The sequence below is a fragment of the Streptomyces chartreusis genome, assembly GCF_008704715.1.
In the GTDB taxonomy this organism is placed as follows: Bacteria; Actinomycetota; Actinomycetes; order Streptomycetales; family Streptomycetaceae; genus Streptomyces; species Streptomyces chartreusis.
Genome location: NZ_CP023689.1, coordinates 746,180 through 772,176, shown reverse-complemented (window position 1 = coordinate 772,176; position 25,997 = coordinate 746,180). Strand labels below are relative to the sequence as shown.

The window sequence follows — 25,997 nt, the reverse complement described above, 5'->3', positions numbered from 1 at the left end:
GGGTCAGGCCGTGTACGTCACCTTCACCTCCTTGAAGCCCAGGGAGTGCAGCAGCCCTTGGAGCATGTCGGTGGTGTTGGTCTCGGCGCGCCTGGTCAGCCCGCTCTCCTTGGCGGCGTCGCCGATGTGCCGCACCGCGAGCTTCTGGACCGCCTGCTCGCTGTTGGGGTTGTCCGAGAAGAGGTCGCCCAGGCGGTCGAGCAGACCGCGCTGCTTGGAGACGGCGTAGGAGCGGTCGGGGTCGAGGGACGGCTCGCCGAGGGCGGCGTGCGGCAGTCGGAGCGTGGCGGACGTACGGTCGTCGTTGACCGTGACGTCGTCGGCGCCGACCTTTCCGAGGTCGACATAGGCGTCCACGGTGCCCGCGCCGACGTACAGCGTGCGGGTGCCGCGGATCGCGTCGGGCAGGAACTTGGCGTCCTTCTCCAGATCCACGACGATCTGGAAGTTGCCGGAGGCGGCGTCGTAACGGCTCATGTCCTGGATGGACTGGAGCAGTGCCGGACCCGAGCGGTCGTTGGTCTCGGTGCCGAACAGGTCCTTCAGGCCGGGGAGCACGCTCAGCCGGATCCCGGCGAAGAAGACGACGAGCACGAGCACCAGGGCGCTCACCGCCTTCGCCCAGCCGGGCATGCGCTTGTTGATGCGCTTGATGGAAGTCGTCATGTCGACGTTCCTCCTTCCTATGTTCCGAGTACCCCCAAATCCCTTGTCAGATCTGTGCGTTGGCTGATCGGCGCCCCTGCCCGGAGCAGGCCGGCGCACCAGGGGCGGCCGCGACGCGCGCACAGGTGGGCAGCAACGTTTCTGCTGAGGTAAGTAGCATGAGGGCGCCACCCGGAATGATCATGCGAGGAGCGGATCGTGCGAGAGATCGCCGTGTTCAGCGGTAGTGCCCACCCCGAGCTGGCGGCGGAGGTCTGCGCGCATCTGGGGGTACCGCTCAGCCCGACCCGGGTCAGCCGGTTCGCCAACGACTGCCTGGAGGTGCAGCTCCAGGCCAACTGCCGGGAGCGGGACGTCTTCCTGATCCAGCCGCTGGTCAGGCCGGTCCAGGAGCACCTCGTCGAGCTGCTGCTGATGTGCGACGCGGCCCGCGGGGCGTCCGCCAGCCGGATCACCGTCGTGATGCCGCACTACTCCTACGCCCGCTCCGACAAGAAGGACGCGCCCCGCATCTCACTCGGCGGCCGGCTGGTCGCCGACCTGATGGTCGCGGCCGGCGCGAGCCGTGTTCTCGCCATGACCCTGCACGCGCCCCAGGTGCACGGCTTCTTCACGGTGCCGGTCGACCACCTGCACGCTCTGCGCGAGCTCGCCGCGCACTTCCGGCAGTACGACCTCTCCCGTACGACCGTCGTGTCCCCGGACCTCGGCAACGCCAAGGAAGCGGCCGCGTTCGCGCGGCTGATCGGCGCCCAGGTCGCCGCCGGCGCCAAGCAGCGGTTCGCGGACGACCGGGTCAGCATCAGCTCGGTCATCGGCGAGGTGGCCGGACGCGACGTCATCATCCTGGACGACGAGATCGCCAAGGGCAGCACGGTCATCGAACTCCTCGACCGGTTGCGGGAGTTGGGGCCGCGCTCGATCCGTGTCGCCTGTACGCACGGCCTCTTCGCGGCCGGGGCGCTGAAGCGGATCGGCGAGCAGCCGGACGTACTGGAGATCGTGTGCACCAACACCGTGCCGATCCAGGCCGAGGAGCGCACCGAGAAGCTGAAGGTCCTGTCCATCGCTCCGGCGCTCGCCGAGGCCGTGCGCCGCATTCACAACGGGGAGTCCGTGAGCGCCCTGTTCGATGCGCCGGGAACCGAGTAGCCAGGGGCTCTCACGGCGTCCTCATAACGTGCCGGACGTTGCCTCGGGCTGGCCGAGCGCCGCGTCCGGTGTCGGATGCGGCGGCAGCAGGCGGTTCAGGCCGGTGATCCTGAGCACGCGCAGGGTCAGCGGGTGGGTGCAGACCAGGTGCAGCTGCCCGCCGTGGTCGTGGGTCCGGCTCAGGGCCCGGTACAGCAGGCGAAGCCCGGAGCAGTCGAAGAACTCGATGCTCCGCAGGTCGATCACGATCCGCGCCCCGGGATGCGCCGTCACCCGGTCCAGATACGGGGCGATCTCCACCGCGGCCGCGATGTCGATCTCGCCGAGCAACTCCAGCACCGTGTGGTCGCGGTGCCGGTGGACGCGCAGATGCCGGCTGAACGGCGCAGGATCCAGCTGCACGACGACATCGCCTCCAACCAACCTGTTCACTTGCGGCGGCTGCTCAAATCCAGTCCCCGCACTGCAAGTTACCCTCGATTGAGCGAATCTGAGCATGTTCGATTGACATATGTCTTCGATTTGCGACAGATGCTTCGCGTGATGTGTGAGGCGTGACTACGACAGCGCGTGCCAGGCCTTGGAGAGTGCCTGACGGAACTGCTCGGTCTGATGAGCCGTGAGCTCCCGCACCATCCGCTCCTCCAGCTCCCGTACCTCCCCCTCGTGCCGGGCGAGCAGCTCACGGGCCGTGTCGGTGAGCAGGATCAGCAGCTCGCGGCGGCTCTGCGGATTGCGCTCGCGCCGCACCAGCCCGCGGGTCTCCAGGCTCCTTACCAGGTCGGCGATCGACTGCGCGGTGACGAAGGAGTCCCTGGCCAGCTGGGCGGCGGACAGTCCGTCGTGCCGCTGGAGCACGGTGAGGGCCGTGTACTGGAGCGCGGTGATCCCGGACGGCTTGACCAGCTCGTCCAGGTGTGAACGCACCACGAGCTCCACCTGTTTGACCATGTAGAGGAGCGACGGCGGTGCCTTGGCTGCCTGGGCGTCGAGCATGACTTCAGCCTAGAGCATTGACAGGAATCCTGTCTGTAAAGAGACTGCAGACAAACAGGAATCCTGTTTATTGAAATCTTGGCGATGAGGCTGAGGAGTGGCGATGACCACCTTCGAGATCGAACCCGGGCGGCTGTTCATCGGGGGCCGGTGGCGCGACGCCGCCGACGGAGCGCGCACCGACGTGGTCGACCCGTCCCGCGGCACGGTCCTCACCACCGCCGCGGACGCCGGCGCCGCCGACGTGGACGCTGCCGTGCGCGCCGCGCGGGACGCCTTCGACGACGGCGCCTGGTCCGGGCTGAGCGGCCGGGAACGCGGCCGGATCCTGCACCGGGTCGCCGAGCTGATCCGGGAGAACGCCGACCGGATGGCCGAACTGGAGAGCCGTGACGTCGGCAAGCCGATCACGCTCGCGCACGCCGTCGACGTCACGAACGCGGCCAACGACTACGAGCACTTCGCCGCCCTCGCCCATGGTCTGGACGGCGCGGTCCGCGACACCCCCATGAACGCCGTCGCCTACGTCCGACGCCGGCCGGTCGGCGTGGTGGCGGCGATCACGCCGTACAACTTCCCCCTGATCCTGGCCGGTTCGAAGATCGCCCCGGCGCTCGCGGCCGGCAACACGGTGGTCCACAAGCCGGCCGAGGAGACTCCGCTGAGTGCCCTGTACATGGCCGACCTCTTCAAGCGGGCCGGTGTCCCCGACGGCGTGGTCAACGTCGTCACCGGCGGACCCGCGGCCGGCGAGGCGCTGCTGCGGCACTCCGGCGTCGACAAGGTCGCCTTCACCGGCTCGACCACCGTCGGCCGGAAGGTCGCGGCCATCGCAGGCGAGGCGCTCAAGCCGGTCACCATGGAGCTCGGCGGCAACGCGGCCCACGTCGTCTTCGAGGACGCCGACCTGGAGAAGGCCGTCGGCGCGATCATCAAGGGCTTCGTCTTCAACACCGGGCAGTTCTGCATGGGCGGACCCCGGCTGCTGGTGGCGCGCCAGGTCCACAGCACCCTGCTCGGCATCCTCGCCGACGCGGTGCCCGGCGTCCCGGTCGGCGACCCGCGCGAGGCCGGGACCGTGGTCGGCCCGATGGCGGGGGAGCGGCATCTGCGCAAGGTCGAGGAGTACGTCGAGCTGGCCCGCAAGGAGGGCGGCACCATCGTCTGCGGCGGTGAACGGCTCGATCTCGACGGCGGCTACTACTACATGCCCACCGTCATTGCCGACCTGCCGAACGACTCCCGGGTGATCCAGGAGGAGATCTTCGGCCCGGTCCTCACCGTCCAGCCCTTCGACTCCGAGGACGAGGCCGTCGAACTCGCCAACTCCACTCCGTACGGCCTGGCCTCGGGCGTGCAGACCGGGAACCTGGCCCGCGCCCACCGGGTCGCCGAACGGCTGGACGCCGGGATCGTCTGGATCAACGACTGGGCGATGCTCGACCCTGCGGTCCCCTTCGGCGGGGTCAAGGACTCCGGCTTCGGCCGCGAGTACGGGCCCGAGGCGCTGGACGCCTACACCACCACCAAGTCCGTCGTCGTCTCGCTCGACTGAGCGCACCGCCAAGGAGATTCACGCGATGTCCATCCCCACCCGTGCCGCCGTCGTCGAGTCGGGCGGAGCCCCGTTCGCCCTGTCCGACGTGGAGCTCGACGAGCCCGCACCGCACGAGGCCGTCGTCCGTATGGTCGCGACGGGCCTGTGCCACACCGACCTCGGCGTGGCGAGCGGAGCGCTGCCCTTCCCGCTGCCCGGCGTCCTCGGCCATGAGGGCGCGGGCGTGGTCGAGGCCGTCGGCGCCGCCGTGACCGGCGTCGCGCCGGGCGACCACGTCGTGCTGTCGTTCACCTCGTGCGGCGGCTGCCGCGACTGCCGGGGCGGCCACCCGGCGTACTGCGCGACCTGGCTGCCGCTGAACCTCATCGGCGGCCGGCGGGCCGACGGTACCGGCACCATCAGCCGGGCCGGGGAGGACCTCGGCGGCCACTTCTTCGGCCAGTCCTCCTTCGCCGAGCGGGCGTTGGTCGACGAGCGCAGCCTGGTGAAGGTCGACCCGGAGGTGCCGCTCGCCTCGATCGCCCCGCTGGGCTGCGGGGTGCAGACCGGGGTGGGTGCCGTCTGGAACGTCCTGAAGCCGGTCACCGGCAGCACCGTCGTCGTCCTCGGCGCCGGAGCGGTCGGCCTGTCCGCCGTCATGGCCGCCGCCCTGACCCCCGCCACCGACATCGTCGCCGTCGACCGGGTCGCCGAACGTCTGTCACTGGCAAGGGAGTTGGGCGCCACCCACACGATCGACGCGACCGGGACCGACCTCGCCGCGGCGCTCGCCGACATCACCGGCGGCCGCGGCGCCGACGGCGTCGTCGAGACCACCGGCAACGTCGGCGTGCTGCGCCGGGGCGTCGACGCGCTCGCCGCCCGGGGCACCCTGGTCGTCGTGGGCGCCCCGCCCTTCGGCACCGAAGTCGCCCTCGACGTCAACGGGTTGCTCGGCGGCAAGCGGGTCGTCGGCCTCACCCTCGGCGACGCCGAGACGCAGACCTTCATACCGGCCCTGGTCCGGCTGGTGAAGGAAGGCCGCCTTCCGCTGCACCGCCTGATCAGCACCTATCCGTTCACGGACATCGACCGGGCCGTGAGGGACATGGGCGCGGGCAAGGCGATCAAGCCCGTGCTCACCTTCTGACCCCGCCGGCCGTCGCGCGTCAGTCCATCGTCAGGACGAGCTTCCCCGTCGTCCGGCCGGTCTCGCCCAGGGCGTGCGCCTCGGCGGCATCGGCCAGCGGGAAGGTCCCGGCGATCTCCGGTCGCAGCTTGCCCTGCTCGACCAGTTCCGCGATCGCCTGCATACCGGCACGGTCGGCGTCCAGCAGCATCCGAACGGCCCGCACCCCGAGCCGCTCGGCCTCCTCGCCGAACTCGTCCGAGCCGACCGGCAGGATCGAGACGACGACACCGCCCGGACGCAGCACACGCAGCGAGCGCACCGAGGTCTCACCGCCCAGGGTGTCCAGGACGACGTCGACGTCCTTGACGGCCTCGGTGAAGTCCGTCTCCCGGTAGTCGATCACCTCGTCCGCGCCCAGGCCGCGCAGGAACTGGTGCTTGCCCGCGCTGGCCGTGCCGATCACGTGGGCGCCGCGCGCCTTGGCGATCTGCACGGCCACGTGCCCGACGCCGCCGGCCGCCGCGTGGATCAGCACGCGCTTCCCCGGCCGGACGTCGGAGTGCTCGGTCAGTGCCTGCCAGGCGGTCAGGGACACCAGCGGCAGGGCCCCCGCCTCCGTGTGGCCGATCTCGGACGGCTTGTGCGTGAGGGCCCGCACCGGGGCGATGACGTACTCGGCGTGCGAGCCGTGGCCGAAGGGGTAGGGCAGCATGCCGAAGACCTCGTCGCCGGGGCGGAAGGCGGCGACGCCGATGCCGACCGCCTCGACCACGCCGGAGACGTCCCAGCCGAGGACGAACGGGGGCTCGCCCAGGAAGCCGCCGTTCTCGCGGTGCTTCCAGTCGGTCGGGTTGACGCCGGCCGCGCGGACGCGGACCAGTACCTCGTTCGGGCGCGGCGCCGGGCGCTCGATCTGAACTTCCTTCAGGACCTCGGGACCGCCGAGGACGTCCTGGCTGATGGCTCGCATGGTGTTCACAGTGCTCATGGTGAAACAGCCTGCCGGGGTCCGCCGCTCCAGAAAATGGCACGATTGCCAACCTTCGATAGAATCGTGCCATGGATGGTGAACGACAGGTGGAACGGGTCGTGGTGCTGGCCCTGGACGGCGTCTATCCCTTCGAGCTGGGCATCCCCAGCCGGATCTTCGGCGCCGCCGACGGCCGGTACGAGGTGCTGACGTGCAGCGTCGACGGCAATCCGGTGCGCAGCAACGCCGACTTCACGATCGGTGTCCAGCACGGGCCGGAGATCCTCGCCACCGCCGACACCGTGGTGGTCGCCTCGGTCGGCGTCGCGTACATCCCCGAGGAGCTGCCCGCCGAGGTCGCCGCGGCGCTCGCCCGGATCCGCCCGGACGCGCGGATCGTGTCGATCTGCACGGCCGCCTTCGTCCTGGCGGCGGCGGGCCTGCTGGACGGCCGGCGCGCCACCACGCACTGGCATGTGACCGACCTGTTCCGGCGCCGCTATCCGCAGGTCGAACTCGACCCGGACGTCCTGTTCGTCCACGACGGCCGGGTCCTCACCTCGGCCGGCGCCGCCTCCGGCGTCGACGTCTGCCTGCACATCGTGCGCACCGACCACGGCAGCGGACTGGCCAACGCGGTCGCCCGGCGCTGCGTCGTACCGCCCTTCCGGGACGGCGGCCAGGCCCAGTACATCGAGCAGCCAGTCCCGGAGAGCGGAGCCGCCGGCACCGCCGCCACCCGCGCCTGGGCCCTGGAACGCCTCGACGAACCGCTCACCCTGACCGACCTCGCCGCCCACGCCCGGATGAGCCTGCGCACCTTCGCCCGCCGCTTCAGCGACGAGGTCGGCCTCAGCCCCGGCCGCTGGCTGATCCAGCAACGCGTCGGCCGGGCCCGCCATCTGCTGGAGTCCAGCGACCTGCCGGTCGACCGGATCGCCATCGAGGTCGGCTTCGCCACCGGCGCCTCGCTGCGGCAGCACCTGCACGCAGCGATCGGGGTGTCACCGCAGGCGTACCGCCGCACGTTCCAGGCGGCCGGCGTCCGCTAGCGAAGCGGCAGACGGGTCAGGCCTCCTGCGCCGCGTACACCTGCGCGCCTCCCACATAGGTCCGCGCGACCCGGGTCCGCGCGATCTCCTCCGCCGGCCCGACGAACGGATCGCGGTCCAGGACGACGAGATCGGCCAGTGCTCCCGCCCGCACCTCACCGGTGTCGTCAAGGTGGTTCACATGCGCCGAGCCCGCCGTGTACGCGGTGAGTGCCTCGGTGAGCCCGATCCGCTCGCCGGGCAGGAACACCTGCGCGTCATCGGCGTCCGGCGTCACCCGGTTGACTGCGACATGGACGCCGTGCAGCGGATCGGGGCTGCTCACCGGCCAGTCGCTGCCCGCCGCGAGCCGTGCGCCTGCGCGCAGCAGGGCGCCGAACGGGTACTGCCACGCGGCCCGTTCGGGTCCGAGGAAGGGGATCGTCAGCTCGTCCATCTGCGGCTCGTGCGCGGCCCACAGCGGCTGGACGTTCGCGATCGCCCCGAGCCGAGCGAAACGCGGCACGTCCGCGGGCTGGATCACCTGGAGATGGGCCAGGTGAGGCCGGGTGTCGCTGGGCCCGTTGACGGCGCGCGCGGCCTCGATCGCGTCCAGCGCGTCACGTACGGCCCGGTCGCCCAGGGCATGGAAGTGGCACTGGAAGCCGAGCGCGTCCAACTCGGTGACGTACTTGGGCAGTTGCTCCGGGTCGATGAAGCTGGTGCCCCGGTTGGCGGTGGCGCAGCCGCACTTGTCGAGATAGGGGTCCACCAGTGCGGCGGTACCGGTCTCGGCTACGCCGTCCAGCATCAGTTTGACGCTGGTCGCCCGGAACCGTCCGTGACTCAACGCCTCGCGCCGCTCGGCCAGTTCGGGAATCTGCTCCGAGCCACGCTCACGGTCCCACCACAGCGCGCCGACCACCCGCGCGGTGAGTGAGCCGTCCCGCGCGGCCGCCAGATACGCCTGCGCCGGGTTGTCCATGCCGAGGAAGTCCCCGACCAGCGCGTCCTGCCAGGCGGTGATGCCGAGCGCGTGCAGATGCCGCTGGGCGTGCAGCAGGGCCGCCACCCGGTCGGCCTGCGTGGCGGGCGGGGGCAGCCGGCCCACGAGCTGCATCGCGCCCTCCTGGAGCGTCCCGCTCGGCTCGCCGGAGGCGTCGCGCTCGATCCGCCCGTCGGCCGGGTCGGGCGTGTCCCGGGTGATCCCGGCGAGCGCGAGGGCGCGGCTGTTGACCCAGGCCCCGTGATGGTCCCGGTTCGGCAGATACACCGGCCGGTCGGGCACCACCGAGTCCAGCAGCTCCTTCGTCGGCGTACCGCCCTCGAAGGCCTCCATCGACCAGCCGCCGCCGGTGATCCACTCCCGCTCCGGATGCGCGTCCGCGTAGGCACGCACCGCCGCGAGGGTGTCGTCCGCCGTCCTCGTACCGGTCAGATCGCACTGGGTGAGCTCCAGCCCGGCCGGCACCGGATGCACGTGCGCGTCCTGGAACCCGGGCAGCAGCAGCCGCCCGGCGAGGTCCACCACCTCGGTCCGCGGTCCGGCGAGATTGTGCACCTCCTCGCGCCCTACGGCCGTGATGCGGTCGCCGGTGACGGCCACGGCGGTCGCGGTGCGGCCCTCGGGGGTGAGGACGGGGCCGCCGGTGAAGAGGAGATCTGCGTACATGTTCCGTTTCCTGGTCGGGGGTTATCGGGAGGTGGCGAGCAGCCGGGGCGCGTCGGCGTCGGTGCCCTTGCCGGTGCGGAAGTACGGCGACCTGCGCACCCACTTGGCCCACGCGGCGGCCATGAAGCCGGACGCGATCATCGCGAGCGGGGTGAGGAGCAGGAACCACCCGTTGTCCGCGCTGACTTCGAAGTGGTCGGCGGAGGTGTAGAACGACCAGCCGAGATAGCCGCCGAGACCGAGCAGCGCGAGCGCGCTCAGCGTGGGCAGCACCACCGCGCGCACCCCCTGCCACAGGTCCTCGCGCAGCAGGGCGCGGAAGCGGACGGCTGCCGCGAGGGCGGTGAGGGCGTACGACAGGGCGACCACTATGCCCACGGCGTTCACCGTCGCCATGATCATGTCGGCCAGCCGCGGGATGACCAGTGCGAGCACCGCGACCGCGACGGCCAGCGCGCCGATCAGCATCGTGCCGACGGCCGGAGTCCCGTACCGCGGGCTGACCTTGGACCACACCGGCCCGAGCGTGCGGTCGCGGCTCATCGCGAACATCCCGCGCGCTGTCGGGATCACCCCGGCCTGGAGCGAGGCGACGGCCGAGAACATCAGCGCGATCAGGGGGAGCGCAGCCCATGGCTGGGAGGCCAGTCGCTCACCGAAGAAGGCGAGCCCCTCGGGCCCGTGACCGACCAACTCCTTCTCGGACAGGACGCGTTGGAAGGCGATCGAGCCGAGCAGGAACATTCCGAGCATGGTGAACAGGGTGATGGTGCCGGCCCGGGACGCGTCGCGCGGGTCGCGGACCTCCTCGTTGACGGTGAACGCCGACTCGAAGCCCCAGTAACAGAACACCGACAGCAGCAGCCCCTGCGCCAGCGCGGTCGCCGACGGGATCTCGAACGGGTCGAACCAGCTGAGGCTGAAGTCGTGCGGGCCGGTGACGATGCCGTAGCCGCAGAAGCCGATCAGGACGACGTACTCGAAGACCAGCAGTCCGGCCTGGAGCCGTGCGGCGGAGCGGATGCCGGTCACGGCGGTCAGCGTGACGGCCACCAGGACGACGATGCCGACGGCCGTGGTCTGCGCGGTCGAACCGGGGTCCAGCGCGAGGCCGCCCACCCGGTGCAGCCCGGCGTCGCCCGCCAGTTGCAGCAGGGCCGAGCCGGTGACCGCGGTGGTGTACGCGAGGAACGCCACCACGGCCACGATGTTCACCCAGCCGACCATGAAGCCCAGCCACGGGGTGAGCGAACGGCCCACCCACACATAGCCGTTGCCCGCGTTGGGCTCGACCTTGTTCAGCCGGGAGTAGGCGCCCGCGATGCCGAGGATCGGCAGGAACGCCAGCAGCATGATCGCCGGCAGATGCAGGCCGACCACGCCGGCGGTGACCCCGAGGCCGATGCCGATGCTGGTGGTCGCGGCCGTGCTGGACGCGGCGATGGCGATGCCGTCCAGGACACCGAGGGACTTGCGCAGCTCGGGCCGCGCTGGAGGGTCGACGACGCTGGGGGGCTGCTGATCGGACATGGCCGGATCTCCGCTCGCATCGGGGGCCCGGTCGGCCCCGATGAGCGGACATGAAACTGAACGGGGGCTTAACAGGTCAACGGTGTTGTCGTAAGGTGCGGGGCACCGGACCGAGGAAGGCAGTCCATGAGCGAGAGAGTCGTCCCGCCCGCCGCCCGGCAGCGCAGGCGCCCCACCAAGCAGGGCGTGGTCCTGTCCGAGGACCTGATCGTCGAGACCGCCTTGCGGCTCATCGAGGAGCACGGCGCCGACGCCCTGTCGGTGCGCCGCCTCGGTCGGGCCCTCGGCGCCGACCCCAGCTCGCTGTACCGGTACTTCCGGACCACGGACGACCTGATGCTCGCCATCGCCGACGAACTCATCGGCCGTACCCTGCGCACCTGGCGACCCACCGGGGACTGGCGCGCCGACCTGCGGGGCCTCGGCCTGCGCATGCACGCGGGCGCCCTCGCGCACCCCCGGGCCGCGGTGCTCAGCTCGTACCGGGTGACCGGCCGGGTGTACGAGATCCAGGCCGTCGAGACCATCCTCGGCGTGCTGCGCCGCGCCGGTTTCCCCGATCCCGACGCCGTGCGGATCTACCACGTCTTCGTCGACCAGGCCCTCGCGCACGGCGCCCTCGACTCGGCGAGCGTCGCGATGCCGAAGGCCGCGCGGGACGCGGAGGACGCCGTCTGGCGGGCCACATACGCACGGCTGCCCGCCGAAACCCACCCGCACATCGCGGCCACCGCCCGGCATCTCGTGGCCGACATGGCCCGCAGCTCCTATCCGGCGGCCCTGGACCTGCTGCTCAGCGCCGCGGCGAGCCGGCTCGCGGAAATCCGGTCCCGGTCCGGGGACCCGGCGGCCACACTGGACCCGTCCGTCACAACCGAGCCCTGAGGAGAGAGTCCGCCGATGGCCCCGTCGCCCGCACGCCCCGCCGAGCAGCGCAAGCAGGACACCCTGCACCGACTGGAGCACGACGAGGACGTGTGGGTCGCCACCGCCGACGCAGGCGGGGGAGTGCCGTTCCTGGTGCCGCTCTCCTTCCTCTGGGACGGCTCGACCCTGCTGCTGGCGACGCCCGCGGCCAGCCCCACGGGCCGCAACCTCAGGGCGACCGGCAGGACGCGCCTCGGCATCGGTCCCACCTGCGACGTCGTCATGGTCGAGGGCACCGTCGAGACGATCACACGGGACGAGCTGTCCGAGGAGGAGGGCGACCGCTTCGCGACGAAGACCGGCTTCGACCCGCGCCGGCTCAGCACGCCCTACCTGTACTTCCGCGTCCTGCCGACCCGGGTGCAGGCCTGGCGCGAGGCGAACGAGCTGGACGGGCGCGAGCTGATGCGGGACGGGAAGTGGCTGGTGGCGGACTGAAACGCGCTGACCTGGACACCCGTGGGGGACAGGGCGGCGGGGCAGCACGTCCCGCGCCCAGGACTCCTGCGGAGGAACCATGCCAGTGGTGAAAGCGGGCTTCGTGGTGCTCGACTGCGCCGAGCCCGAGAAGCTCGCCGTCTTTTACACGGAACTCCTGGAAGGCGAGCAGACGGACGCGACCGCCAACCGTGTCGAGATCAGGGGCGCCGACGGGACCCGGCTCGCGTTCCGCCGCGACATGAACGCGACCCCGCCGAGCTGGCCGCGCCCCGAGAACTCCCTCCAGGCCCATCTGGACTTCGTGGTGGAGGACCTGGACGAGGCCGAGCGCCGGATCGTCGGCCTCGGCGGCCGCCCCGTGGAGACGAAGGAGCCGGCGGGGCCCTACGAGGAACGCGGCTACTCCGACCCGGCCGGCCACTCCTTCACCCTGCGCCGCGTGCCGGCGACCGCGCCGAAGCAGGGCTGAGCGTTCCGCCCGCCCGGTGCCCCGGGCGGGTGGGCCCTCAGTCGCGGCCGCCCTGGTCGGCGACCGGCCACACGCCCGTCTTGCGTTCGATCGCCTTGGCTCCCGTGCGGTCCGCCAGGCTCCGGGCCACCGCGAAGAGGGCGCCCTGGACCGCGGCCGCGAGCAGGATCTCGCCCCAGCCGCGCTCACGGTCCAGCGCGTCGGGGGCGTCCTCCTCGTTCCGGATCGCCATCCAGGTCTTGCGGAAGGCGATTCCCGCCAGCGCCCCGCTCGCCCAGCCCAGGGCGAATCCCAGGGGCTTGTAGGCCAGGGGGAGTTTCAGCTTCTTCTGCTTGTTGTTCTTCTTCGCCATGCGCGCCTGCGCCTCCTTCGTCGATCAGGGTCGTCCGCTCGCCGGGACCCGCTCGGCCTCGGGCACCGGCCCGGGCGGCGTCCCGTCGCCGAACGGCCTGCCGCCCAGCTCCTCGCGGTGGTGCGGTGCCGCCCAGCCCGCCAGGTCGGGCCCGAGAGGCACGATTCCGGTCGGGTTGATGCCGCTGTGCACCTGGTAGTAGTGCCGTTTGATGTGGTCGAAGTCGACGGTGTCACCGAAGCCCGGCGTCTGGTGGAGATCGCGGACGTACGCCCACAGGACCCGATTCTCCGTCAGCTTCCAGCGGTTGCACTTGAAATGGCCGTGATAGACGGCGTCGAAGCGGACCAGCGTGGTGAAGAGCCGGATGTCCGCCTCGGTGATGGTGTCGCCGACCAGATAGCGCTGCCCGGCCAGCCGCTCCGCCAGCAGTTCCAGCCGCCTGAAGAGCCGGGCGTACGCCCCCTCGTACTGCGCCTGGCCGGTGGCGAACCCCGCCCGGTACACACCGTTGTTGACGTCCTCGTAGACGTCCGCCATCACGGCGTCGATCTCGTCCCGCAGCGCCTTCGGGTACAGGTCGGGCGCGCCGTCGCGGTGCAGTGCCGTCCACTCGGTGGCGAGGTCGAGGGTGATCCGCTGATAGTCGTTGGTGACGAGCCGGCCGCTGGGCACGTCCACGATCGCGGGGACGCTGACACCGCCGGGGTAGCCGGTCTCCCGCCGGTCGTACGCCTCGCTGAGGAAGCGGATGCCGAGCACCGGGTCGCGGTCGCCGGGATCCAGCGTGAACCGCCAGCTCCGGTCGTCCTGGATCGGGTCGGCGATCGCCAGCGACAGGGCGTCCTCAAGACCGAGCAGCCGCCGTGACACCAGGGACCGGCTCGCCCACGGACAGGCACGGCTGACCACCAGGCGGTAGCGGCCCGCCTCCACCGGCCAGCCGTCCCGCCCGTCCGCCGTGATCCGGTCCGTGAAGTGGGCCCTCGACCGCTGGAACCGTTTCCTCCCGTACTCGGTGTTGCCCCCGCCGCTCATACCGGCGCTCCTCTCCGCTGTGCTCGCCCTCTCTGCGTACGCCTCTGGTCCCACCGAGTCCCCCGATTTCCGTCGACGGCACGGTGTGAGGCAGGTCGATCTGGGGATTCGGCGATAGATGAGCAGGGACAACGAGGCGCCGAACACGGACCGCAGGACCCGGGTCACCGTGCTGGTGGCGCTCACCGCCAATCTCGTCATCGCCGTCGCCAAGGCCGTCGGAGGGATCTTCGCCCACTCGCCGGCCCTGCTGTCGGAGGCGGCGCACTCCGTGGCGGACAGCCTGAACGAGGTCTTCCTGCTGGCCGCGCTGCGCCGCAGCCGCCGTCCCGCCGACGCCCGCCATCCCTTCGGCTACGGCAAGGAGCGCTTCTTCTGGTCGCTGCTCGCGGCCGTCGGCATCTTCGTCATGGGCGGCTGCTTCTCCTTCTTCCAGGGTTTCGAAGCGCTGCGGGGCGGCGGCGAGGAGCAGTTCAGCGGCTATGTGGTGGGCATGATCGTGCTGGGAGTCGCCTTCGTCGCCGAGGGGGTGTCGCTGGTGCGGGCGCTGCGCCAGGTGCGCCGGCAGGGCGGCCTCGCGAGCGGCATGCGCGACCCGGCCCTGCGCACGGTCGTCGCCGAGGACGCCACGGCCGTGCTCGGCGTGACGCTCGCCTTCGCGGGCATGGCCCTGCACATGGTCACCGGGCAGGTCGTGTGGGAGGCGTCCGCGTCGCTGGCGATCGGCGCGCTGCTCGTCTACGTCGCCTACCGGCTCGGTCGCGAGGCCCGCGACCAGCTGATCGGGGAGGCCGCCGACCCCGAGGCGGACGCCAGGATCCGTGCGCTGCTGGCGGCACAGCCGGAGATCGACAGCGTGGAGGCCCTGTTCACCATGAAGACGGGCCTGGACACCGCTCTGGTGGCGGCCCGCGTCGATCTGGTGCCCGGGCTGGACAGCGAAGAGGTCGAGGAGGTCGCCGTCCGCATCAAGCGGGCCGTCGGCGACGAGGTGGAGGAGGCCGACCAGATCTTCCTCGACGTGACCGAGCGCTCCGCCCAGGAGGCATACGGAAGCCCCGCCGCGACGGGGGAGCGCGGCGGGGCCTGACGCACGTGTGCCCCACGGACACGGGTTCATGCGTCCCGTCGGAAAAAAATCTGCGGAGCCCTGATCAGCCCTCGTCGAAGGGCTCCAGGACGAACAGCGGGATCACCCGGTCCGTCTTCTGCTGGTACTCCGCGTACGGCGGATAAGCAGCGACGGCCCGCTCCCACCACTCGGCCTTCTCCGTGCCGGTGACCTCGCGGGCCCGCATGTCGCGCAGCTCCGTGCCGTCCCTGAGCTCCACATGGGGGTCGGCCTTGACGTTGTGGTACCAGACCGGGTGCTTGGGCGCCCCGCCCAGCGAGGCGACGGCGGCGTAGCTGCCCTCGTGCTCGACGCGCATCAGGGGCGTCTTGCGGATCTTGCCGCTCCTGGCACCGCGGGTCGTGAGCAGGATCACGGGCATCCCCGTGTTCATGAGGGTCGTGCCCTGGGTCCCGCCGGAGCTCTCGTACAACTCGACCTGCTTGCGGACCCAATCGGTCGGGCTGGGCTCGTACTCGCCCTCAAGAGGCATGTCATCGGTCCCATCGTCGTGTCCTGTGCTGACTGACACCGTGCTTCAACACCGGCCGGTGCGTGATTCATCCTGCCGGTCCTACAGCAGCATCCTCACAGCCAGCAGCAGGATCACGCCGCTCGACACGAGCGCCGTCACCAGCCGTCCCCGGCTCCCCGTCAGCAGCCGTCCCAGCAGCGCCCCGCCCCCGGCGAGCAGCAGCTGCCAGCTCGCCGAAGCGGCGAAGGCGGCCAGGACGAACACGCCCTGTTCCGGAGGGGAGACGGCATCCGCGGCACGGGTGCCGAGGACCAGGGCCGCGAAGTAGATCACGGTGGTCGGGTTGAGCAGGGTGATGCCGAGCAGCGCCAGATAGGCGCGCGCCGGGCTCGGGGGAGGAGGCGTGGAGCGGGTGGCGAGCCGGTGGCCGCAGTAGTGGCGTACGGCGGTGACCGCGCCCCGTGCCGCGAGGAACACCAGCACCAGGGCGGAGGCCCAGCGCAGCGGCACCAGCACCGGACGCAGAGCGGCGGCCAGCGCGGAACCGCCGAGGGCGGCCACCAGCGCGTAGAGCCCGTCGGCCGTCGCGACGCCGAGCGCGGCGCAGACCCCGGTCCGCAGGGATGTACGGGCGGTGAGGGAGACGAGATAGGTCGCGACCGCTCCGACCGGGACGGCGATGCCGTAGCCCGCGAGCAGCCCCGCGACGAGCGCGGCGGTCACGACGTGGGAAGCGAGGGCCTCCACGGGCGGCCGGGCTGCTGCTGGGACCGCACCGGACGAGCGGCGGCGGTCGGCGGCAGGAAGGCGAGGATCGTAGGCATGGCCGGATTCTGGGGGTGGGCCCGGCCCTCCGACAAGCGAATTTCGCGGGAGGGCCGCGCGGCACCGGTCCGGCGCCCGCCGGACCGAAGCTCTGTGCGACGATCCCCGGCCAGATTGCCCGCGCGCCTGATCTGGCCGAACTTGACGTCGTCAGCTAGATGCCCCAGGCATCTAATGAAGATCGGCACGACGCACTCTTCGTCTGCGAGGTCTTCGATGACGGACATGACGGAACCCCCCACCGTCGCCTTCCCCCAGAACCGCACCTGCCCCTACCACCCGCCCACCGCCTACGACCCCCTGCGCGACACCCGACCCCTGGCCCGCATCACCCTCTACGACGGCCGTCCGGCCTGGCTGGTCACCGGACATGCCCTCGCCCGCACCCTGCTCGCCGACCCCCGGCTGTCCTCGGACCGCTCCCGGCCCGAATTCCCCGCGCCCAACGAGCGGTTCGCGGCGGTGCGCGACCGGAAGTCCGCCCTGCTGGGCGTCGACGACCCCGAACACCGGGTCCAGCGGCGGATGATGGTCCCCAGTTTCACCCTGCGCCGCGCCGCCGAGCTGCGCCCGCAGATCCAGCGGATCGTGGACGAACGGCTCGACGCGATGATCGCCCAGGGGCCGGCCGCCGACCTGGTGACGGCCTTCGCGCTGCCCGTGCCCTCGATGGTCATCTGCGCGCTGCTGGGCGTGCCGTACGCCGACCACGACTTCTTCGAGGGGCAGTCGCGACGCCTGCTGCGCGGCCCCAGGGCCGCCGACACGATGGACGCCCGCGACCGGCTGGAGGCCTACTTCAACGAGCTGATCGACCGCAAGCAGAAGGAGCCGGAGCCCGGCGACGGCGTCCTCGACGAGCTCGTTCACGGGCAGCTGCGCGACGGCGACCTCGACCGCGAGGAGGTCGTCGCCTTCGCGACCATCCTGCTGGTCGCCGGCCACGAGACGACCGCCAACATGATCTCGCTGGGCACCTTCGCCCTCCTCCAGCACCCCGAACAGCTGGCCGAGCTGCGCGCCGACCCCGGGCTGCTGCCCGCCTCGGTCGAGGAGCTCATGCGGATGCTGTCGATCGCCGACGGGTTGCTGCGCGTCGCCGTCGAGGACATCGACACGGACGGCGGCACGATCCGGGCGGGCGACGGAGTGGTTTTCTCGACCTCGGTCATCAACCGCGACGAGTCCGTCTACCCCGACCCCGACGCCCTGGACTGGCACCGCCCCACCCGCCATCACGTCGCCTTCGGGTTCGGCATCCACCAGTGCCTGGGCCAGAACCTGGCCCGCGCCGAGATGGAGATCGCCCTGCACTCGCTCTTCGAGCGCCTGCCGACCCTGCGGCTTGCCGTCCCGGCGGAGGAAATCCCCTTCAAACCCGGCGACACGATCCAGGGGATGCTGGAACTCCCCGTGACCTGGTAAGAGGCTCCGGTCATGGACAACGAAACACACGAATCAGGCCAAATCCACATCGACATCAACCACGACGTCTGCGTGGGCGCCGGTCAGTGCGCCCTGGCCGCCCCGTCCGTGTTCACCCAGGACGACGACGGCTTCAGCGCCCTGCTCCCCGGCCGGGAGGACGGCGGCGGCGACCCCATGGTGCGGGAAGCTGCCCGGGCCTGCCCGGTCAGCGCCATCACCGTGTCGGTAGAGGGGAGTTGACGCCGGGCGACCACGTCGTACGCCCGTATCCGTGGGCGGGTCCGTACCAGGGCCCGCCCACCGGCGGGTGCCGCGGGCCGCCCGCTCAGCGGGCCGCCGCCAGCAGTGTCCGCGCCGCCTCCCGCGCCTCGCCCGCCGGCCGCGTGTCACCCGTTATCCCGGCCGTGACCATCGCGCCCTCGGCCAGCAGATACAGCGGTCCGGTCAGCGCGCCGGGCAGTCCGGCGTCGGCGACCAGTGCGGCGAGGTAGTCGCGGAACGCCCGCTTGTGCGCCCGGACCTGGTTGGCCACCCGCTCCGAGCGGGCGCCCAGCTCGCCGTAGGAGTTGATCCAGGCGCAGCCGCGGAAGTCCTCCTCGGCGAACCACTCCTCCAGCCAGTCGAAGACGGCGAGGATCCGCCGCTCGGGGTCCGGCTGCTGCTCCGCGTACGCGGCGAGCCCGCCGCGCCAGCGCACGTCGCGCCGCTCCAGATACGCCTCGACCAGCTGCTCCTTCGCCGGGAAGAGCTGATAGAGCCGCTTGAGCGAGACCCCGGAAGCGCCCCGGATGTCGTCCATGCCGACGGACTGGATGCCGCGTCCGTAGAACAGCCCCTCCGCTGCGTCCAGTGCCTGCTCCCGGGCGGTCGCGCTGTCCATGTGCTGGCCTCTCCTTGACGTGAGAACGTGCGTTCTCCTACGGTAGCAGCCAGCCGGAGAACGCACGTTCTCCCGCACGCCCACCGCCGATACCGCCCGGAGGAAGACATGACCGACCGCCCGCCCCTGCCCCCGTTCACCCACGAGACCGCAGTGCAGAAGGTGCAGGCCGCCGAAGACGCCTGGAACACCCGCGACCCGCACAAGGTGTCGCTCGCCTACTCGGAGGACTCCGTGTGGCGCAACCGCGACACCTTCGTCACCGGCCGCGCCGAGATCGTCGAGCTGCTCACCGCGAAGTGGGCGCGCGAGCAGGAGTACGCGCTGCGCAAGGACCTGTGGGCCTTCGACGGCAACCGCATCGCGGTCCGCTTCCAGTACGAGTGCCGGGACGCCGACGGCCAGTGGTGGCGCTCCTACGGCAACGAGCTGTGGGAGTTCGACGAGCACGGCCTGATGACCCGTCGCGAGGCGAGCATCAACGACGTGCCGATCGAGGAGAAGGAGCGCCGCATCCTCGGCCCCCGGCCGGAGAACGAGCGCGGGCTCACCTTCCCGGTGCGCTAGGCCCGTTGAGTAGGGTTCCCGGGTGACCGAACAGGCCCGGAAACCCTTCCTCTACGTCGTCGTCTGCGCCGCCGGGATCGCCGCGGACGTCAGCAAACTGATCAGCGCCGCGCAGGAGCGGGACTGGGAGACCGGGGTCATCGCGACCCCGGTCGCCATGAACGGCTTCTTCGACACCGCCGCCGTCGAGGCCCTGTCCGGCCGCCCGATCCGCTCGGCGTGGCGCACTCCCGCCGAGCCGCGCCCCTTCCCGCCGCCGGACGCCGTCGTCGTCGCCCCGGCCACCTTCAACACGATCAACAAGTGGGCCGCCGGCATCTCCGACACCCTCGCCCTGGGCACCCTGTGCGAGGCGTACGGCCTCGGCGTGCCGATCGCCGTCCTGCCCTGCGTCGCCGACGCCCTCGCCGCCCACCCCGCCTACGGGGACAGCCTGATACGGCTGCGCGGGATGGGCGTGCGCTTCGGGGAGCCGTACACGGGCGAGCCCGGGGAGGACGGCGGACGACCGGAGTTCGGCTGGGAACGCGCGCTGGACCTGCTGGAGCGCGACGCGGACGCCGGCTGACGAGAACCGGTGCGGCCCCGGTCGGCGAACCGGCCCCGAGCGCGCACCACGACGTACGCTCCCCCTGGTACCCCACCCCGAAGGCAGGAGCAGCAACGATGCAGTACGTGAAGCTCGGTTCGACGGGCCTGGACGTCTCGCGGATCTGTCTGGGTTGCATGACCTACGGGCTCCCCGACCGCGGCGCGCACGAGTGGACGCTCGACGAGGAGGCGTCGCGGCCGCTGATCCGCCAGGCGCTGGACGCCGGGATCAACTTCTTCGACACCGCCAACGTCTACTCCGACGGCACCAGCGAGGAGATCGTCGGCAAGGCGCTCCGCGACTTCGCGAGCCGGGACGAGATCGTGCTCGCGACGAAGGTCAACGGCCGGATGCGGCCGGGCCCCAACGGCGCCGGGCTCTCCCGCAAGGCGATCATGACGGAGATCGACCACAGCCTCGCCCGCCTCGGCACCGACTACGTCGACCTGTACCAGATCCACCGCTTCGACCCCCACACCCCGGTCGAGGAGACGATGGAGGCGCTGCACGACCTGGTGAAGGCGGGCAAGGTGCGCCACATCGGGGCGAGTTCGATGTACGCCTGGCAGTTCTCCAAGATGCAGTACACCGCCGAGCGGCACGGCTGGACCAAGTTCGTCTCGATGCAGAACTACTACAACCTCCTCTACCGCGAGGAGGAGCGCGAGATGCTGCCGCTCTGCGCCGACCAGGGCGTCGGCATCCTGCCGTGGAGCCCGCTGGCCCGCGGCCGGCTCACCCGGGACTGGGGCACGGTCACCGACCGCAGCGCCAATGACGACTTCGGCAGCCGGCTGTACGTCGACAGCGACCAGGTGGTCGTCGAGGCCGTCACCCGCGTCGCGAGCGAACGCGGTGTCCCACGCGCCCAGGTCGCGCTGGCCTGGCTGCTGCACCAGGACACCGTGACCGCCCCGATCATCGGAGCGGGCCGGCCGCGGCACATCGAGGACGCGGCTGCGGCCGTCGAACTGGAGCTGAGCGAGAAGGAGTTGGAGGAGCTGGAGCGGTCCTACGCTCCGCATCCGGTCATCGGCCACTGAAGCACTAGTGGGGTCCGGGCGGCGCGAACTCGGTGCCGCACGGCCCCGCACCCTCGCTCTCGGCCAGCGGCACCCGGTCGCCGCTCATCGACACCGTCCGGTAGTACTCCCCGATCCGCTCGGCCGAACGCCCCACGTAGTGACCGATGAACGAGCGGCGGAAGCGGTCCTGAGTACGGTTGGGCTGCGACCCGTGCACCAGACTGCCGTTGAAGAACAGCACGTCCCCCGGCCGCATGTCGACGGGCACCGCCTCCAGACCGGGAGGTGGTGCGACGTACTCACGCGCGAAGGACACCTCGACGTCGGCCACCTCCGGGCAGAAAAGGTCCATCGCATGTGTGCCCGGGACGACCTCGAGACCGCCGTTGTCCCGGTCGATCACATCGCACGCGATCCATGCCGCCACGCACGTGCCCGGCTCGACCCGCAGATAGAAGTTGTCCTGGTGCAGCGCCTGGCCCCGGGCCCCGGGCGGCTTGAAGTAGAACATGCTCTGCGCGGCCAGCACCTCCTCCCCGAGGAGCGCCTCCAGCGCGCCGCGCAGCCGGGGATCGAGCAGCACCCGCAGCGACAGCTCGTCGATCTCGTGCGGCTGCATCACCCGCGGATATACCCGCAGCGGATCGCTCTCTTCCGGCCGGGGCTCGAAGTGCCCGGTCACCGGCCCGGCCGCGTGCAGCGCCGCGAACCGCTCGCACAGCCGGTCGATCTCGTCGTACCCGAACAGTCCGCGTACGACGGTGAAGCCTTCCTCCCGGAACTGGCGGAGTCCGGCCTCGGGCAGGATGGGAGCGCCGGCGGCTCCGATGTCCATGGCTGTCATGCGTCCACTCCTCCATCTGGTGTCCTGTGCCTGTCACGCTAGGCCGAGGCCAGTTCCAGGAGGATGACCGTGAGCGCTGACGCATTGCCCCAGACTGCTGCCGGGCCCGGTGACCCCGCCCCGTCGCCCGGCCTGGTCGTGGTCGGGCACTACGACCAGCCGCCGGGGTACCGGGTCGAGAGGCCGCGCGGCGCGGACAGCTGGCTGTTCACCTGGACCACCGGCGGGCGTGGGCGGCTGCGCCACGGCAGCACCGAGGCGCGGGCCGGAGCGGGAGACCTAGTGGTGCTCGCACCGGGAGTGCCGCACGGCTACGGGGTCCAACAGGGCGCGCCTCACTGGGAGTTCTGGTGGGCGCACTGCCAGGCCCGCCCCACCTGGCGGTCGTGGCTGCGCCCGTACGACGTCGGTGAGGGGCTGTACGTCGTCACGCCGACGCCGGACGCCGTGCACGGGCGTGTCGAGGCCGCGTTCCGCCGGATGCTCGCGGACGCCCGCTGGACCGGCACGGACGCGCCGCCCGCACCGGCACCGGGGGAGGAGCCGGTCGCCGTGGCCCATGGCGCCGCGGCCCGCGAACTCGCCCTGTGCTCGCTGGAAGAGGTCGTCCTGCTCACCGCCGGCACCGCGCGGACCGCGCCGGCCCACCCCGGAGTCGACCCCCGGGTGCACCGGGCGCAGGCACTGATCGACGCGGACCCGGCCGCCCCGCACACCGTGCGCTCGCTCGCGGAGCACGTGAGGCTCTCGCCCTCGCGGTTCGCCCATCTCTTCACCGGGCAGGTCGGCCGGTCGCCGATGCGCGCGCTGCGCGAGGCACGGCTGCGGCACGCCGCCCGGCTGCTGGAGACCACCGGGCTCTCCGTGGACCGCGTCGCGGCCGCTTCCGGATTCGCCAGCCCCTATCACTTCAACCGGGCGTTCCGGGAACGGTACGGAAGGCCGCCGGGGGCGTACCGGTCGGGCGGTCCAATGGTTGGCATGTGACTTGTGAAGGGCCGGTGAAGACGGGTGTGCCCGCATGACCAGGCATGAAAGTGGAAACGCGGCTGTTCAATGGTTTGTCCCGGCGTTCGGGGTGCGATGAGTGAATACCGTTTCCAATTGCTTCGGCGGTATTTCGTAATGATCGAGGCGCGCTATTGACCAGTCGTCAAATAGCGATCGGCCCGCACGCAATGCACAAAAACCGGAGCCGCTTGTTCTCTGCCCCTGACCTGTGCAAAGGTGTGCCTCGCTCCCTTAAGCCCCAAGGTTCACACAAGCTGTGTCCGGAGCATACCCCTTGGTACGGACCTTCAATGCCGCATGCCCTCCGGAGGAATGCCGCCGTGCATGACGCAGGCCTGTCGAATTCCCCATACGACGCCCGCATCTTTGAAGTCACGGACGCTCAGCTGAGCGCCGAACTCAAGAAGTGGACGGGGGTGTCGCCGGCGCTGCACCCGGTCGGTGAACTTCTCGACCGGCACTGGGAAGCGGGCTTCGCCTACGCGCGGCTGTGCACGGCGGACGCCCGGTCGGCGGGCATGCTCACCACCGCGGCGTTCACCAGGCTCTTCGGCGAGACCCTGCGGCAGACCGGCCCGACGGCCGCCTGGCGCCCTCAACTGCTCGTCACCGTGCGCCGTATCGCGGCGGAGTGGGACAACGACCGCAGACGGGAACTGCTCCACCCCGCGCTGAGATCCGAGGGGGAGGGCGCGGAGCGCGTCGCCGCCCGACTGCTGCCGCCGGCGGACCGCAGGCTGCTGTCGGGCGCCTTCCAGCGGCTTCCCCAGGCGTCCCGCTGTCTGCTCTGGCACACCGAGGTCGAGGCCGAACCGCTGTCGGTGCCGGCCGGACTGCTCGGCCTCGACGAGGAGTCCGCACGCCTCGAACTCGCCCGCGCCTGCGACCGGTTGCGCGAGGAGTGCCTCCAGGTCCACCGCGAGCTCGCCCCCGAGCAGGAGTGCCGCCAGTACCTGCGAATGCTGGACGTGACCTACCGGCGGGGCGGCATCGACGTCGACCCCGATCTGCGCGGGCACCTCAACCGCTGCGCGCACTGCAGTGACACCGCCTGCCAGCTCACCTTCTTCAACGAGGGGCTCGGCGTCGCGCTGGCCGAGGCGGTGCTCGGCTGGGGCGCGCGGGACTACCTCGTGAAGAGGGCGAGCCTCGCGGACGGGACGGCCGATGCCGAGTCGATGGCGCCGCCGGTTCCGACGTCGGCAGCGGCTGCGACGACGATCGCGGGCGAATCCTTCTTCGCCGACGCCCCCGCCCCCATCCCCGCACGACCGCGCCACGCGCCCGCTCCGGCGGCCGAGGCCTTTGCGCCCGCGACCGAGAACTTCGCCCCTGCGGGCAACGCCTTCGTCCCGTCGGCCGAGTCGTTCTCTCCCACGGCCGAGTCCTTCGCTCCCGCGGCCGAGGACTTCAGCCACGCCGGGGAGCCCTTCGCTTCCCCGGCGGACCCCTTCGCGGCCGGGGCGTTCGCGCCCGCGGGAGAGGCTTCCGCCCCCACGAGCCGGCCCTTCGCCGCCTCCGCGAACCAGGCCTTCTCCGCTCCCGCCCACCAGGCGCCCGCGAACCAGCCGTTCGCCACCGACGCCGTCTCCTCACCCGCCGAGCCCGGGCCCCGCAGGTCCCGCCGTGCAGCCCGTCGGACCGATGCGGGCACGTCCACCGGCGCCGCCCGCACCTGTACCGGTCGCGCGGCCCTCAAGGCCGCCCGCCGGGCCGCCCGGCGCCGCAATCTCACCGCCGCCGTCGCGACCGTCAGCGCCCTCGTGGTCCTGCCGTTGGTCATCTGGTCCGTCGGCGGATCCGGGGACGACTCCTCGGCGGCGGCCGGCGACCGGCCCTCCGAGGCACCCGACTCCGGTGCGGGCACCGCCACCAGGAACCCCTCCTGGGCGGGCGCCGCCGAGGCCGCGAAGGGCGATCTGCGGGGCCGGCTGCACAACATCGGCTCGGGACTGTGTGTCGGCATCGCCGACGGGAAGGCCGTGGAGGGCGCCGAGACCGAACTCGCCAAGTGCTCCTCGGCACCGGGCCAGCAGTGGTCGTACGAGACCGACGGACTGATGCGCAGCGGCGCCGACCCGGGCCTCTGCCTCGACTCCCACCTCGGTTACTCGGTGCGGCTCGCCCGCTGCACGGGCATCCCCGACTCCGAGACGGACAACATCCGTTACGACTTCACCCTCCAGGGCACCCTGGTGCCGCGCTTCGACCAGGACCTGGCCCTCAGCCCCGCCGCCACCGACGGCTCCGGCGCCCTGGTCGTCAAGACCCGCGAGGACGAGAGCGACGCCCAGCACTGGGTCATCGACACGTCGCAGACCGAACTCCAACTCGCGGTCGTGAACTGGGACTCGGCCGCCGAGACGCCGAAGACGGCCACGCCGGCCCCGACTCCGACTCCCGAGGCGTCGAAGACCCCCAAGGCCACGCCGACCCCCTCCGCGACGCCGTCGGCCTCGCAGCCGGGATCCGCGAGCGCGTCGCCGTCCGACGACTCCTGCTACGACGACCCGTACTCCTGCTCGTGGGGTGACGGCGACGACGGCTGGTCGGGCGGCGGGTACGGGGGCGGCGGTTACGGGGGCGGCGGTTACGGCGGTGGTTGGGGGCACGGCGGCGGTCACCACTGAGCCGGCGGCTCAGCCCCCGTTGCCCGGCTGAACCACCGTCAGGAACACCGACGACTCGTTCCCGGCGACGGGCACCTCACCGGCAGTCCACGCCACCTTCAGCGAATCCCGCTCGTCGGGCGGCGTCACGAGCAGCGACTTCGGCAGCGCCGTACGGGCCCCGCTGATCTCGGGACTGGCGTAGGTCAGCCCCGCCCAGGCGCTGCCGCCCGGCGTCAGCGTCACGGTCGTGGGTGTGTCGGGGGAGCGCTTCGGGTCCGGGCCGAGCTGCTTGCCGGCGGCGTCCACGAAGGCGGCACCGGGATAACCGCGCACGGTGCAGGTGTGGTCGCCGGTGTTGGTCAGCACGATCGGGAAGTTGCGCTGTCCCGCGCCGGGACTGGGACGGCCGATCGAGGCGCGCAGCTGGGAGGTGTGGCAGCGTGTGCCGGGGCCGCCCGACTGGGTCGCGGGGCTGGTGGTGTCGACGGACGGCGGCCCGGTCGTCCCCGGCTCGCTGGACGCCGGCCCGGTCGGCGGGCCCCCGGTGTCGGTCGCGGCCGGTGAAGTCGCTGTGCCGCCGGTGCCGGCCGGGGTCTGTACCGCGCCCGTCGAGTCACCGCCCCCGCCGCACGCCGTGAGCAGTCCCAGCAGCGCGACGGCGCCGACGAGGGGAGTCGCCCGATGTAATGAGGGGAAAACCCGTGCAGGTCCCAT

Annotated in this window: 29 protein-coding genes; 15 read left to right on the top strand and 14 right to left on the bottom strand. The window is 71.6% G+C overall.

Annotated features, from left to right (window positions below; translation table 11 throughout):
* Positions 1-3 precede the first annotated feature (3 nt).
* A complete protein-coding gene (locus CP983_RS03215) occupies positions 4-666 on the bottom strand; it encodes a DUF4230 domain-containing protein (RefSeq protein WP_150498444.1) in 663 nt (220 codons plus the stop codon).
* A gap of 198 nt (positions 667-864) precedes the next feature.
* Here CP983_RS03215 and CP983_RS03210 point away from each other — a divergent pair, with 198 nt between their 5' ends.
* Positions 865-1,818 (top strand): ribose-phosphate diphosphokinase, encoded by a 954-nt coding sequence (locus CP983_RS03210; protein WP_125525818.1) that lies wholly within the window; start codon positions 865-867, stop codon positions 1,816-1,818.
* A gap of 21 nt (positions 1,819-1,839) precedes the next feature.
* On the opposite strand, the gene CP983_RS03205 is transcribed toward CP983_RS03210, so the two are convergent.
* Together CP983_RS03205 and CP983_RS03200 are read right to left on the bottom strand one after the other, a co-directional pair.
* Entirely contained in the window at positions 1,840-2,220 is a 381-nt protein-coding gene (locus CP983_RS03205) for an anti-sigma factor antagonist (RefSeq protein WP_030955726.1), read from the bottom strand.
* 156 nt (positions 2,221-2,376) lie between these two features.
* Positions 2,377-2,814: a MarR family winged helix-turn-helix transcriptional regulator gene (locus CP983_RS03200; protein WP_150498443.1), complete on the bottom strand. Its 438-nt coding sequence runs from the start codon at positions 2,812-2,814 to the stop codon at positions 2,377-2,379.
* Positions 2,815-2,917: 103 nt separating this feature from the next.
* On the opposite strand from CP983_RS03200, the gene CP983_RS03195 reads away from it, so the two are divergent.
* Both CP983_RS03195 and CP983_RS03190 read left to right on the top strand, forming a co-directional pair.
* Positions 2,918-4,369 (top strand): aldehyde dehydrogenase family protein, encoded by a 1,452-nt coding sequence (locus CP983_RS03195; protein ID WP_150498442.1) that lies wholly within the window; start codon positions 2,918-2,920, stop codon positions 4,367-4,369.
* 25 nt (positions 4,370-4,394) lie between these two features.
* Entirely contained in the window at positions 4,395-5,501 is a 1,107-nt protein-coding gene (locus CP983_RS03190) for an NAD(P)-dependent alcohol dehydrogenase (protein WP_150498441.1), read from the top strand.
* Between the two features lie 19 nt (positions 5,502-5,520).
* On the opposite strand, the gene CP983_RS03185 is transcribed toward CP983_RS03190, so the two are convergent.
* Entirely contained in the window at positions 5,521-6,471 is a 951-nt protein-coding gene (locus CP983_RS03185; RefSeq protein ID WP_150498440.1) for an NADP-dependent oxidoreductase, read from the bottom strand.
* 71 nt (positions 6,472-6,542) lie between these two features.
* Here CP983_RS03185 and CP983_RS03180 point away from each other — a divergent pair, with 71 nt between their 5' ends.
* On the top strand, positions 6,543-7,505 hold the full coding sequence (locus tag CP983_RS03180) for a GlxA family transcriptional regulator (protein WP_150498439.1): 963 nt from the start codon (positions 6,543-6,545) through the stop codon (positions 7,503-7,505).
* Between the two features lie 16 nt (positions 7,506-7,521).
* Here CP983_RS03180 and CP983_RS03175 read toward each other — a convergent pair whose 3' ends face one another.
* Together CP983_RS03175 and CP983_RS03170 are read right to left on the bottom strand one after the other, a co-directional pair.
* A complete protein-coding gene (locus CP983_RS03175) occupies positions 7,522-9,156 on the bottom strand; it encodes an amidohydrolase (RefSeq protein ID WP_150498438.1) in 1,635 nt (544 codons plus the stop codon).
* 21 nt (positions 9,157-9,177) lie between these two features.
* Entirely contained in the window at positions 9,178-10,686 is a 1,509-nt protein-coding gene (locus tag CP983_RS03170; protein WP_150498437.1) for an APC family permease, read from the bottom strand.
* A gap of 126 nt (positions 10,687-10,812) precedes the next feature.
* On the opposite strand from CP983_RS03170, the gene CP983_RS03165 reads away from it, so the two are divergent.
* The 3 genes from CP983_RS03165 (at position 10,813) to CP983_RS03155 (ending at position 12,523) form a co-directional block, all read left to right on the top strand.
* Entirely contained in the window at positions 10,813-11,571 is a 759-nt protein-coding gene (locus CP983_RS03165) for a TetR/AcrR family transcriptional regulator (RefSeq protein WP_150498436.1), read from the top strand.
* A 15-nt stretch (positions 11,572-11,586) separates the two neighbouring features.
* Positions 11,587-12,051, top strand: coding sequence for a pyridoxamine 5'-phosphate oxidase family protein (locus CP983_RS03160; protein WP_150498435.1), 465 nt, complete (start codon positions 11,587-11,589; stop codon positions 12,049-12,051).
* A gap of 79 nt (positions 12,052-12,130) precedes the next feature.
* Positions 12,131-12,523 (top strand): VOC family protein, encoded by a 393-nt coding sequence (locus CP983_RS03155; protein ID WP_030963269.1) that lies wholly within the window; start codon positions 12,131-12,133, stop codon positions 12,521-12,523.
* 37 nt (positions 12,524-12,560) lie between these two features.
* Here the strand turns inward: CP983_RS03155 and CP983_RS03150 are convergent, their stop codons facing one another.
* Positions 12,561-12,875 carry a DUF4235 domain-containing protein gene (locus CP983_RS03150; protein ID WP_107906408.1) on the bottom strand — a complete coding sequence of 105 codons (315 nt, stop codon included), beginning with the start codon at positions 12,873-12,875 and terminating at the stop codon, positions 12,561-12,563.
* A gap of 24 nt (positions 12,876-12,899) precedes the next feature.
* Entirely contained in the window at positions 12,900-13,913 is a 1,014-nt protein-coding gene (locus tag CP983_RS03145) for a glutathione S-transferase family protein (RefSeq protein WP_150498434.1), read from the bottom strand.
* Between the two features lie 118 nt (positions 13,914-14,031).
* Between CP983_RS03145 and CP983_RS03140 the strand changes: the two genes are divergently transcribed.
* On the top strand, positions 14,032-15,003 hold the full coding sequence (locus CP983_RS03140; protein WP_107906406.1) for a cation diffusion facilitator family transporter: 972 nt from the start codon (positions 14,032-14,034) through the stop codon (positions 15,001-15,003).
* A gap of 64 nt (positions 15,004-15,067) precedes the next feature.
* Here the strand turns inward: CP983_RS03140 and CP983_RS03135 are convergent, their stop codons facing one another.
* The 3 genes from CP983_RS03135 to CP983_RS03125 form a co-directional block, all read right to left on the bottom strand.
* A complete protein-coding gene (locus CP983_RS03135) occupies positions 15,068-15,517 on the bottom strand; it encodes a nitroreductase family deazaflavin-dependent oxidoreductase (RefSeq protein ID WP_125525802.1) in 450 nt (149 codons plus the stop codon).
* Between the two features lie 81 nt (positions 15,518-15,598).
* Complete coding sequence (locus CP983_RS03130; RefSeq protein WP_150498433.1) at positions 15,599-16,222, bottom strand: LysE family transporter; 624 nt, start codon at positions 16,220-16,222, stop codon at positions 15,599-15,601.
* A complete protein-coding gene (locus CP983_RS03125; protein ID WP_150498432.1) occupies positions 16,219-16,551 on the bottom strand; it encodes a hypothetical protein in 333 nt (110 codons plus the stop codon). Before CP983_RS03125 ends, CP983_RS03130 begins: the two co-directional genes overlap by 4 nt.
* Between CP983_RS03125 and CP983_RS03120 the strand changes: the two genes are divergently transcribed.
* Together CP983_RS03120 and CP983_RS03115 are read left to right on the top strand one after the other, a co-directional pair.
* Positions 16,541-17,749: a cytochrome P450 gene (locus tag CP983_RS03120; RefSeq protein ID WP_189748429.1), complete on the top strand. Its 1,209-nt coding sequence runs from the start codon at positions 16,541-16,543 to the stop codon at positions 17,747-17,749. The genes CP983_RS03125 and CP983_RS03120 overlap by 11 nt on opposite strands.
* 42 nt (positions 17,750-17,791) lie before the next feature.
* A complete protein-coding gene (locus CP983_RS03115; protein ID WP_125529106.1) occupies positions 17,792-17,992 on the top strand; it encodes a ferredoxin in 201 nt (66 codons plus the stop codon).
* Between the two features lie 85 nt (positions 17,993-18,077).
* On the opposite strand, the gene CP983_RS03110 is transcribed toward CP983_RS03115, so the two are convergent.
* The gene (locus tag CP983_RS03110) at positions 18,078-18,632 is read right to left on the bottom strand and encodes a TetR/AcrR family transcriptional regulator (protein ID WP_107906402.1); all 555 of its coding nucleotides are present in this window, start codon (positions 18,630-18,632) and stop codon (positions 18,078-18,080) included.
* A 108-nt stretch (positions 18,633-18,740) separates the two neighbouring features.
* Here CP983_RS03110 and CP983_RS03105 point away from each other — a divergent pair, with 108 nt between their 5' ends.
* The 3 genes from CP983_RS03105 (at position 18,741) to CP983_RS03095 (ending at position 20,834) form a co-directional block, all read left to right on the top strand.
* On the top strand, positions 18,741-19,199 hold the full coding sequence (locus CP983_RS03105) for a nuclear transport factor 2 family protein (RefSeq protein ID WP_125529103.1): 459 nt from the start codon (positions 18,741-18,743) through the stop codon (positions 19,197-19,199).
* 22 nt (positions 19,200-19,221) lie between these two features.
* A complete protein-coding gene (locus tag CP983_RS03100; RefSeq protein WP_150498430.1) occupies positions 19,222-19,767 on the top strand; it encodes a flavoprotein in 546 nt (181 codons plus the stop codon).
* A gap of 98 nt (positions 19,768-19,865) precedes the next feature.
* Positions 19,866-20,834: an aldo/keto reductase gene (locus CP983_RS03095; RefSeq protein ID WP_125529101.1), complete on the top strand. Its 969-nt coding sequence runs from the start codon at positions 19,866-19,868 to the stop codon at positions 20,832-20,834.
* Positions 20,835-20,838: 4 nt separating this feature from the next.
* On the opposite strand, the gene CP983_RS03090 is transcribed toward CP983_RS03095, so the two are convergent.
* On the bottom strand, positions 20,839-21,660 hold the full coding sequence (locus tag CP983_RS03090; RefSeq protein WP_189748426.1) for a phytanoyl-CoA dioxygenase family protein: 822 nt from the start codon (positions 21,658-21,660) through the stop codon (positions 20,839-20,841).
* 63 nt (positions 21,661-21,723) lie between these two features.
* Here CP983_RS03090 and CP983_RS03085 point away from each other — a divergent pair, with 63 nt between their 5' ends.
* Both CP983_RS03085 and CP983_RS03080 read left to right on the top strand, forming a co-directional pair.
* Positions 21,724-22,647: a helix-turn-helix domain-containing protein gene (locus CP983_RS03085; protein ID WP_150498429.1), complete on the top strand. Its 924-nt coding sequence runs from the start codon at positions 21,724-21,726 to the stop codon at positions 22,645-22,647.
* A 344-nt stretch (positions 22,648-22,991) separates the two neighbouring features.
* Positions 22,992-25,301, top strand: a complete 2,310-nt coding sequence (locus tag CP983_RS03080) for an RICIN domain-containing protein (RefSeq protein WP_229914624.1) — start codon at positions 22,992-22,994, stop codon at positions 25,299-25,301.
* 9 nt (positions 25,302-25,310) lie between these two features.
* On the opposite strand, the gene CP983_RS03075 is transcribed toward CP983_RS03080, so the two are convergent.
* On the bottom strand, positions 25,311-25,997 hold the full coding sequence (locus tag CP983_RS03075) for a DUF4232 domain-containing protein (RefSeq protein WP_150498427.1): 687 nt from the start codon (positions 25,995-25,997) through the stop codon (positions 25,311-25,313).

Bases quoted from the DNA above. Each gene is read 5' to 3' on its own strand.
- CP983_RS03215 (WP_150498444.1), bottom strand. From the start codon at position 666: ATGACGACTTCCATCAAGCGCATCAACAAGCGCATGCCCGGCTGGGCG.
- CP983_RS03200 (WP_150498443.1), bottom strand. From the start codon at position 2,814: ATGCTCGACGCCCAGGCAGCCAAGGCACCGCCGTCGCTCCTCTACATG.
- CP983_RS03195 (WP_150498442.1), top strand. From the start codon at position 2,918: ATGACCACCTTCGAGATCGAACCCGGGCGGCTGTTCATCGGGGGCCGG.
- CP983_RS03190 (WP_150498441.1), top strand. From the start codon at position 4,395: ATGTCCATCCCCACCCGTGCCGCCGTCGTCGAGTCGGGCGGAGCCCCG.
- CP983_RS03185 (WP_150498440.1), bottom strand. From the start codon at position 6,471: ATGAGCACTGTGAACACCATGCGAGCCATCAGCCAGGACGTCCTCGGC.
- CP983_RS03180 (WP_150498439.1), top strand. From the start codon at position 6,543: ATGGATGGTGAACGACAGGTGGAACGGGTCGTGGTGCTGGCCCTGGAC.
- CP983_RS03175 (WP_150498438.1), bottom strand. From the start codon at position 9,156: ATGTACGCAGATCTCCTCTTCACCGGCGGCCCCGTCCTCACCCCCGAG.
- CP983_RS03170 (WP_150498437.1), bottom strand. From the start codon at position 10,686: ATGTCCGATCAGCAGCCCCCCAGCGTCGTCGACCCTCCAGCGCGGCCC.
- CP983_RS03165 (WP_150498436.1), top strand. From the start codon at position 10,813: ATGAGCGAGAGAGTCGTCCCGCCCGCCGCCCGGCAGCGCAGGCGCCCC.
- CP983_RS03160 (WP_150498435.1), top strand. From the start codon at position 11,587: ATGGCCCCGTCGCCCGCACGCCCCGCCGAGCAGCGCAAGCAGGACACC.
- CP983_RS03155 (WP_030963269.1), top strand. From the start codon at position 12,131: ATGCCAGTGGTGAAAGCGGGCTTCGTGGTGCTCGACTGCGCCGAGCCC.
- CP983_RS03150 (WP_107906408.1), bottom strand. From the start codon at position 12,875: ATGGCGAAGAAGAACAACAAGCAGAAGAAGCTGAAACTCCCCCTGGCC.
- CP983_RS03145 (WP_150498434.1), bottom strand. From the start codon at position 13,913: ATGAGCGGCGGGGGCAACACCGAGTACGGGAGGAAACGGTTCCAGCGG.
- CP983_RS03140 (WP_107906406.1), top strand. From the start codon at position 14,032: ATGAGCAGGGACAACGAGGCGCCGAACACGGACCGCAGGACCCGGGTC.
- CP983_RS03135 (WP_125525802.1), bottom strand. From the start codon at position 15,517: ATGCCTCTTGAGGGCGAGTACGAGCCCAGCCCGACCGATTGGGTCCGC.
- CP983_RS03120 (WP_189748429.1), top strand. From the start codon at position 16,541: ATGACGGACATGACGGAACCCCCCACCGTCGCCTTCCCCCAGAACCGC.
- CP983_RS03125 (WP_150498432.1), bottom strand. From the start codon at position 16,551: ATGTCCGTCATCGAAGACCTCGCAGACGAAGAGTGCGTCGTGCCGATC.
- CP983_RS03110 (WP_107906402.1), bottom strand. From the start codon at position 18,632: ATGGACAGCGCGACCGCCCGGGAGCAGGCACTGGACGCAGCGGAGGGG.
- CP983_RS03105 (WP_125529103.1), top strand. From the start codon at position 18,741: ATGACCGACCGCCCGCCCCTGCCCCCGTTCACCCACGAGACCGCAGTG.
- CP983_RS03095 (WP_125529101.1), top strand. From the start codon at position 19,866: ATGCAGTACGTGAAGCTCGGTTCGACGGGCCTGGACGTCTCGCGGATC.
- CP983_RS03090 (WP_189748426.1), bottom strand. From the start codon at position 21,660: ATGACAGCCATGGACATCGGAGCCGCCGGCGCTCCCATCCTGCCCGAG.
- CP983_RS03085 (WP_150498429.1), top strand. From the start codon at position 21,724: ATGACCGTGAGCGCTGACGCATTGCCCCAGACTGCTGCCGGGCCCGGT.
- CP983_RS03075 (WP_150498427.1), bottom strand. From the start codon at position 25,997: ATGGGACCTGCACGGGTTTTCCCCTCATTACATCGGGCGACTCCCCTC.